Annotated in this window: 1 pseudogene; it reads right to left on the bottom strand. The window is 49.6% G+C overall.

The window, feature by feature from the left end:
- Positions 1-568: pseudogene (locus CIK04_RS35785) on the bottom strand (alkaline phosphatase); the annotation flags it as partial.
- Positions 569-706: the final 138 nt, after the last annotated feature.

Raw genomic sequence — 706 nt, 5'->3', positions numbered from 1 at the left:
AGTTGTGGCAGAGCGCCATCGTTCAGCTCCTCGTCGCGTTCGTTTTCGATCGCCACCGCAATAAACTGGCCATCTTTCGACACGGCGACCGAATCTGGCTGACCACCTAAATCACACTGGTCGGTGATTTTACGGCGGTTTACAGATACCACCGCTAAGTAGCCAGAAGGTTGCGTTATAACTTTTGAGGTATTCACGCCGGCGATGACCCAACGATCAAACGCAGCCACCGAGGTGGGCTCACCGTTGAGTGAAAGAAAACCCGCCGCTTTGGGCTGATCCGCTTGTTTAATATCGACAAAACCAATGCCACCCAGTGGGCTGTCAGAATAGATCAGCGTGTTGCCATCCGGTGTCACCTGTAATAATTTCCGCAGACGTGTTTTTTTGCTTAATCCAAACCCCGCAGGGTAGGTTATCTGCGACAGGCAAAACTGGCAATACGCTTAAAGCTTTCAGTGGTGCTAGCCCTTTCTGCTGCACTCGAAAACGCGGTCAATGAAGCCCCAAAAAACATCGCCGCCGTGACACTTTGTCGCAGCAGCGAGCGTGAAAATAGATGAGCCATATAAATATCCTTATCAATGAGAAAATGACGCTACCGTAGCGGGAATTTATGACAAATGCGTGAGCATCTGATGGCATTTTTATGATGAACCGCTGCAATCTTAAGGGCATGGCACACTCTGTGATGAAAACGGTGATG

It is taken from the genome of Vibrio sp. 03_296 (assembly GCF_002265885.1).
Note: the sequence above shows the minus strand (reverse complement) of the source record. Positions and strands in the feature narration are given on the sequence as shown.